This is a genomic window from [Borrelia] turdi, assembly GCF_030439285.2.
Classification (GTDB): Bacteria; Spirochaetota; Spirochaetia; order Borreliales; family Borreliaceae; genus Borreliella; species Borreliella turdi.
Genome location: NZ_CP179620.1, coordinates 20719 through 27361 on the forward strand (window position 1 = coordinate 20719; position 6643 = coordinate 27361).

General features: G+C 26.4%; 9 protein-coding genes. 7 read left to right on the top strand and 2 right to left on the bottom strand.

Annotation, left to right across the window (positions count from 1 at the left end; genetic code table 11):
- The first annotated feature begins 18 nt into the window (after window positions 1-18).
- The 7 genes from QIA31_RS05065 to bdr all read left to right on the top strand — a co-directional run bounded on the left by QIA31_RS05065 (window position 19) and on the right by bdr (window position 5214).
- Window positions 19-615, top strand: a complete 597-nt coding sequence (locus tag QIA31_RS05065) for a chromosome replication/partitioning protein (RefSeq protein WP_418905321.1) — start codon at window positions 19-21, stop codon at window positions 613-615.
- A gap of 724 nt (window positions 616-1339) precedes the next feature.
- Window positions 1340-2095, top strand: coding sequence for a plasmid maintenance protein (locus tag QIA31_RS05070; RefSeq protein ID WP_418905322.1), 756 nt, complete (start codon window positions 1340-1342; stop codon window positions 2093-2095).
- Between the two features lie 16 nt (window positions 2096-2111).
- Complete coding sequence (locus tag QIA31_RS05075) at window positions 2112-3008, top strand: plasmid maintenance protein (RefSeq protein WP_418905323.1); 897 nt, start codon at window positions 2112-2114, stop codon at window positions 3006-3008.
- 36 nt (window positions 3009-3044) lie between these two features.
- Window positions 3045-3470: a hypothetical protein gene (locus QIA31_RS05080; RefSeq protein ID WP_418905324.1), complete on the top strand. Its 426-nt coding sequence runs from the start codon at window positions 3045-3047 to the stop codon at window positions 3468-3470.
- Window positions 3471-3532: 62 nt separating this feature from the next.
- Window positions 3533-4144: a DUF226 domain-containing protein gene (locus QIA31_RS05085; RefSeq protein ID WP_418905325.1), complete on the top strand. Its 612-nt coding sequence runs from the start codon at window positions 3533-3535 to the stop codon at window positions 4142-4144.
- Between the two features lie 124 nt (window positions 4145-4268).
- Window positions 4269-4502, top strand: a complete 234-nt coding sequence (locus tag QIA31_RS05090; protein ID WP_418905326.1) for a hypothetical protein — start codon at window positions 4269-4271, stop codon at window positions 4500-4502.
- 211 nt (window positions 4503-4713) lie between these two features.
- Complete coding sequence (gene bdr / locus QIA31_RS05095) at window positions 4714-5214, top strand: Bdr family repetitive protein (RefSeq protein ID WP_418905327.1); 501 nt, start codon at window positions 4714-4716, stop codon at window positions 5212-5214.
- A 110-nt stretch (window positions 5215-5324) separates the two neighbouring features.
- Here bdr and QIA31_RS05100 read toward each other — a convergent pair whose 3' ends face one another.
- A complete protein-coding gene (locus QIA31_RS05100) occupies window positions 5325-5630 on the bottom strand; it encodes a plasmid maintenance protein (protein ID WP_418905328.1) in 306 nt (101 codons plus the stop codon).
- 17 nt (window positions 5631-5647) lie between these two features.
- Complete coding sequence (locus QIA31_RS05105; protein ID WP_418905329.1) at window positions 5648-6418, bottom strand: hypothetical protein; 771 nt, start codon at window positions 6416-6418, stop codon at window positions 5648-5650.
- Between the last annotated feature and the right edge of the window lie 225 nt (window positions 6419-6643).

Here is a 6643-nt window from a genome sequence, read left to right on the forward strand (position 1 = left end):
TATTAAAGGAGATTTGGAATGAAAGAAAACTATAAAAAAGAATTATTTAGCAATCGTTTTGGAAATCATAAAGAAGAGATAAATTTAAATGAGAATCAAGACAAAGAATTGGCAAATTATAACAATTTAAAAGAGCAGCTTAAATATAACCTAAAAGATGATATTAATAATAAAATTCAAAGAATGAAAATATTATATGAAATTAAACAAAAAGAATTATATAAATATGATGGTTTTGTCCGTTTTAGTGATTTTATAAAATCTTTTGAAGTTGCTAAAAGTCAAGCTTATAGATATTTAAAAATCTATCAAAAAGTTTTAGAAGGTAAAGTATCTATTAGTAAAATAAAGGAAGTGGGGTTTAAGGCTATACTAAGAGATATAGAAGATAAAAATTTTTTAAACGAAGATAATGATAGTGAATTTAAGGACGTTAACAAAAGTGTTCCTATTAGAATTTTAGTAAAAGATAAGGAATTGTTTAATTTTTGTAAACAAGATACTAAAAGATTGTATTTTATTATTGAAAAAATTTATAAAGACAAGAAAGATATTTTATCTGAGCTTATAATAGAGTATGAAAAAATAAGGAAAATAAAAAAACAAACCTATTGATTTAGAATATGTATTTTGATATTATTAAACTAGGTTAGAAATTTAATTTCTATACTATTTATTCGTTATAGACGGAATTGCCCATTTAGGGCTTTTTTGCTATGTGTGAACTCAATAAGCTTTACTTAATGATAATCTTGTTATTTCTAAAAAAATAAGTTTTGGACTTAATTTAATGTTGAAGTGATACGTATAAAAAAGATTCTCTTTATTTTAAAAATATTAAACTGTTGCTTGTTATTCATCAATAAGAATTTTTAATTTCTCTTTTGATAAATTCAAATACTTAGCAACTATTAAAGAATAAGATATGTTTTTGAATTCAAAAAAATCTATCCACACCATAATTGTTCGCCACGGAGAAATGGGCATCTTCAAAGATTGCGTGGATAGATTAAAATTTTATTTATTGGAAAATAATTATACAGCTTTTTGTGTTTAAAACACAAAAAATATTTTTTTTTAGGATCTTGAAAAAATTTAAAAAATACTATAGTAGTCATCTTTGATATCTTCTATTTATAAGAGTGGGGTGTTAAAATAAAAACAATTGTATCGTTATTAAATTTATTTTGGTTATTAGGTACTGTGATTTTAAAAATCATAGTTTGATCAGCAAATCTTTTTTGTTTAGTAAATTAAACATAAGTTAATATAAGATTAATAATAAGAGGTAAAAAAAATTTAACTGCAAAAGCAATTAGATTAGATCAATATAAAAATAATGTTCATAAAAGCCAGTGTATCAGAAAATAAAATTAATTACAATGTACAATTGAAATTAATTGATCAAATTATTCAAAAATTAATTAGTTTAAATTACCAAAAATCTAGCATCAATGATATAACAGTGTCAAAAGCAAAATTCCTTATTAAAAGAATGGTTATTAATAGATTTAATAGACTTGTTAAAGTATATTGGGCAATTGACGTCAAAAATAAAGAATACAAAGAAACGGGTGGAAGAAAGTGTTATTCAGCATGTGGTATTTATAGAATTGTTGCTAAGCTTCTTAAAAATGACTACAAAAAAGTTGTTTGCTGGCGTACTATTCGAAACAATGTTAAGATGTTTAATGAAATGGGTTTATTGCGATCAATTATACTGAAACTTGGTAAAAATAAAGCGGGAGGGGGAGGAAGCATTGCACATTACGTTCAAAATATGTCGCTTATAATGTACCACAAGCAAATAATTTTGGATCATCTAGTTAAACTACTTGAAGAAAACCTAAAAGATAAAAAAATAGTAGGCGATTTTGATAAGGCTATTCATGATGTAGAATTTAAGGTTGAAAATTTGGAACAATCTATCAAACATTATTTTCAAAACGGAAATGTAGATCTTCCTGTCAATATAATTTCCGCTCATACAATTTCCGCTCAATATAACAAAGCTAATATAGGCAATATAAATATAAAGAATTCCATTCTTAACTCAAAAACTCAAAAAAACAAATCTAATTTTAAAAAAAAATAATTTAGAAAATAGTTTGATGGAAAGAAATGTCCCAGAAAACTTTCTGCACAGAGTAAAGGGGCGGAGCAATAATCAGACAACTTACATTAATGCATCGTATAACCTTGAAACTGCATTGAAAGAGTATGCACAATATGAATTAGTAGATGTTTTAGAACATTTTTTTGAACAATTCTCAAGTAAATACAAATACAAATTTTGGATGATGATGAAGCGTAGTGATGGAGTCGTTAGCGATTATAAACTTATTTGGCAGGAACGATTTAGAGAATTTATAAAAAACAAAGAATCAATAGGTAAGAACCTTATAAATAAGGTCCAAAACAGAAAAATCAATTTAGATTTAGATTATGATAAAAAACAAAAAAATATTGAAAAATGGCTAATTGAAAAGGGTGTTTCAAATGATTTTCTGTATCGAGTGAAGGATCTTAGCAATAATCAGGCAAATTACGTAGGTTCTCTTTACAATTTAAAGTACGCGATTAATGATCACAAGGATAGCAAATTAAAGTATGTATTGGAGCATTTTTTAGATCAATTTTCTAATAAGTATAGATACAAAGTTTGGATGATGATGAAGCGTGATGATGGGGGTATTAGTGATTACGATGTTATTTGGAAAGAAAGGTTTAAAGAATTTGTTAAGAAAAAAGTACAGCTTAATGCTTATGTAAAAAAAGTGCTTGAGATGGAGGTTAAAGAGATAGAAGTGCGCAATAACGAACGTTTAAACAAGTTAAAAAATGAACAAACTCAAGAATCAAAAATGAATAGTGGAAATCATAATCAAGAAAGTGTGGATGAAGTGCTAGAAAAAATTAGTAGAAATAGTGAAAGTAACATTGCTAAGGATTGTTTGGGCTTTAAAACAACTAAAGGGATTACACTTGATAGCCTTGGTATTGGTTAATAAAAAAATTGAGCTTAAGTAGCTTTGGGGGGAAAAATGAAAATAAGGTTAAAAAATTTAGCAAGAAAATTATACTTAAGAAGAGATAGAATTTGGAAAGTATATACCAGCAACGAAATACAAGTCAAGAGCAAAGATAAGCAAATTGTCAATTTTCCCGAATTAAAGCCAGAAGATTTGGATTATGAGTATATATACTGCTATGTTAAAGACTGGATTATAAAAAAATATTCTAGTATCCCCCACAAAAATAATTTCACTATCGAAAAGGTAGATGGTTGTGAGTATGTGTGTACTGCAAAAAAATGTGCTGATCTTAAAAGAATATTAACTAGGATTCATAAAGACTATAAAGAAATATTTCTTAGTAAATTGGAAAAACGTGTTGTTAGTACTCCAGAATCTCAAGTAGAGGATGTAGCCCAACAAGGGAGGGGTATTGTCCAACAACAACAAACCTAAGTTAGTACTAAAGGGAAGACTTCAAAGCCTACTAAAACCAAAGAGGAGGGTAGTTTATCAATTTGAAAATAGTTAAAAGAAAATCTTCCAGGAAAGCTAAGACAGTTATTAAAGTAATTACTAGAAAACAGATAGTTTTAAAGGAACAAGTTTTTTTCAAAAAGGAAATTGTAGGTAATAAAACTTTGTACCATACAAAATTAATGAATGTTTTATTAGATTTTAAGGTGAATCGACATGCGGGCAAATTGTTAATTTTGGTTGGAAGTTCCATTAGTAAAGATAGGAAATGGTTTAACTTATTTTCTTCTTTAAAGGATGGCGATGAGTTTTTGGGAATATTTTATGGTTTTAGGAGCAATGCCAAAAGCGATGTGATTTTTAGGGATTATCCTTCTATTTGTAATTTTTCTAAAGAAATATTTGCAACATTTTTCAAATTGTACTATATTGAGTTTAGGTTTAGGATGGGCAGTGTGTTTTGCTATATGCATTCAATAGCGTATTTGCTTCAAGATAAGAGTAATTATAATGAATTTTGCAATCAATTTTATAGCAAACTTAAAGATTTAGAATATGCAGTTTATAAATTTTATGATAGAGAAATGGAAAATTTCGAAGGTCCTTTTGCTATGTGGTGGAGCTTACAGAGAGGAAAAATCTTAAAAAATTAGGTAGAATTGGTCATTTTTAGAGTATTTAAAAGTGATAAAATATTATGGAAAATATGATAACAAATATTGCTCAAGATCGAATTTACAAAGAGCTTCTTAAGCTAGGAATGGAAAGTCAATAACTTTGGATCTGTCAAGAATATATTGTGAAAATAAGCTTATATTTGAAGATTTAGATAAACTAAAAAAGCAATTCAATCTAAGGTTTGACAATCTTATTTATAAGATTGATTGTTTGGAAGATAAATTAAATGACAAAATAGATAGTATGAATACTGTGATAGTTAGCGTGAAAAATGAATTTACTTTTAAAGTAAATAGCTTAGACACTAAAATGAATAGCTTAGATTATAAATAGATAACTTAGTATCTGAAATATCTATTCTAAATGCTGATTTGTCTCTTACAAGAGATGAACTTAATATGAAAATAAATAATCTAGATGCCAAAATAGATAATGTAGATAAATATTTATCCAAAATAGAGCTATGCAAAATAAAAAAACTCAAAATTTTTATAAAAATTTGGCCTTGATTTGTGCTAAAATGTATTTAGCGGACGAGTAAATTATGAAATCGGTATTGAAGACAACAAATATTACTGAAGAACAAATATATAAAGAATTTTTGCGACTAGGGATGGAGCAATTAATAGCACAAGATTTATCAAAAAGATATTATCATAATGAACTTACCTATAGAGATTTAGAGAATTTAGAAAAACAATTTGGTATAAAGTTTGAATATCTTGATTTTAAAATAGACACTTTGAAAAGTGAACTTAATGCCAAAATTGATACTGTAGAAAAAAATTTACAAAAAGATATAGCTAATTTAGACGCTAAAATTGATACTGTAGAAAAAAATTTGAAACAAAATCTTGACGAAAAACTAAAAATTAATAATCAATTTTTACTGGAAAAAATAGAAATTAATAATCAATTATTGTCTAAAAATCTTGACTCAAGCAACAGATTAATAACTATTATGTCAATAGTATTAGTACCTATTGCTATAGCTATTATAGGACCTTTTGTTTTGTCGCTAATTAATGGTTTTTTCAAACAGTAATTACTAGTAATTTTTTACTACAATTAATTAAGAAAAAAAATTTTAGATATAATTCTGTTTTGTAATTTACTAGAATTTTTACTCATATTTAGTTCAAGCTAGTCATATTACTACCCATAATATTCCTTGATTTTGTTGTAACATGTTTTTATGGGATAATTAAGTTTGTAATATACAACAACATTGTTGTATATATCTTTACTGTAAAAGATAGCTATGACTTTTATTTCTTCTAATTTGGATAGATTAGTTTCTAAGGATTTTAGTGTATCTTTAGATATACCAAAATGTTGGATTATTTGATTGTATTTATCCAAAATTTTTTTTGGATGATAGTGACTAAATTGTTTGTTAGTTTGTTCTATTGTAAACATAAGTGTTTCTAATTTGATTAGTTGACTTAGTTGATTTTCCATAGTTGCGTTAAAAATTTTCAATCAACCAAAAAGATTTTAGAAAAAATTTGCTTTTGTAATTTATTAGTACTTTTGTAAATTCCTAATTTTCTTAGGTTAGCATTAATGTACAATTTCAGATTATACAAATTTTTGCAGGGCTCATTTCCAGAAAAAAAATTTGAAATCAAATTTGCAATAGTATATGTATTTTTGTGCATACTATTTTTGTAGTAATTTAGATTGTTTTCATTAGGCTTCACAGGTTTAAACAAATTAATGTAGTCGAGTTTTTCGCCTAAATCTAGAATACATGGATTTTCAGTTATTCGGATGTTTCCTGGATTTTTGGTATATTTGCTAGCTTTTAGCTTTTCTTTAGACTTTACGATCAAAGAATAAGCAATTTTCAGTTGTTTAGTAGTTATATTGAAGTCGAATATATTTTTTGCTACATAATTAATTTTTCGTGCACCAATAGATAACAGTTCATTTTTGTTTAGATTTTCAATGCATTTAGAAATTCCATTAGATGGGACTAAAGAATATGTTTTCAACATCAAACCGTTGTCCAGTATGTAAGAAAGTCTATTGGATTTGAAGTTGTGTGGGGTTTTGGTATTTAGATTTTTTAAATGAGATAATGGAATTCCAGAAGCCATAATAATTCCAAGTAATTTGTGGACAGTGCTGGAGGTCTCCATAAGATTTTTACTAATTAGAATGAATTCTTCAGGATTTATTTCGTAAAGGGGGTTTTCTCTATTCTTATAAGATTTTAATTTTAGAAAAAATTTGCTAAATATCATATATATATTATACTTCTTTTTCGAAGAAATCTAAAAGCCAAACCGGTGACTTTTGGGGGGGGATAAAAACTACTACTAAAAGGGGTCAATTTGTGGATTTTTGAAAACAGTGCAGGTTAAATATTAGACTAATAGGGTCTAATATTTAACTAATAGGAAGTAATGTCGGACTAATGGGTGTAATCTATGGACATTCAAACATATATACTAAACAATAATTATAAT

Bases quoted from the DNA above. Each gene is read 5' to 3' on its own strand.
- QIA31_RS05065 (WP_418905321.1), top strand. From the start codon at position 19: ATGAAAGAAAACTATAAAAAAGAATTATTTAGCAATCGTTTTGGAAAT.
- QIA31_RS05070 (WP_418905322.1), top strand. From the start codon at position 1,340: ATGTTCATAAAAGCCAGTGTATCAGAAAATAAAATTAATTACAATGTA.
- QIA31_RS05075 (WP_418905323.1), top strand. From the start codon at position 2,112: ATGGAAAGAAATGTCCCAGAAAACTTTCTGCACAGAGTAAAGGGGCGG.
- QIA31_RS05080 (WP_418905324.1), top strand. From the start codon at position 3,045: ATGAAAATAAGGTTAAAAAATTTAGCAAGAAAATTATACTTAAGAAGA.
- bdr (WP_418905327.1), top strand. From the start codon at position 4,714: ATGAAATCGGTATTGAAGACAACAAATATTACTGAAGAACAAATATAT.
- QIA31_RS05100 (WP_418905328.1), bottom strand. From the start codon at position 5,630: ATGGAAAATCAACTAAGTCAACTAATCAAATTAGAAACACTTATGTTT.
- QIA31_RS05105 (WP_418905329.1), bottom strand. From the start codon at position 6,418: ATGATATTTAGCAAATTTTTTCTAAAATTAAAATCTTATAAGAATAGA.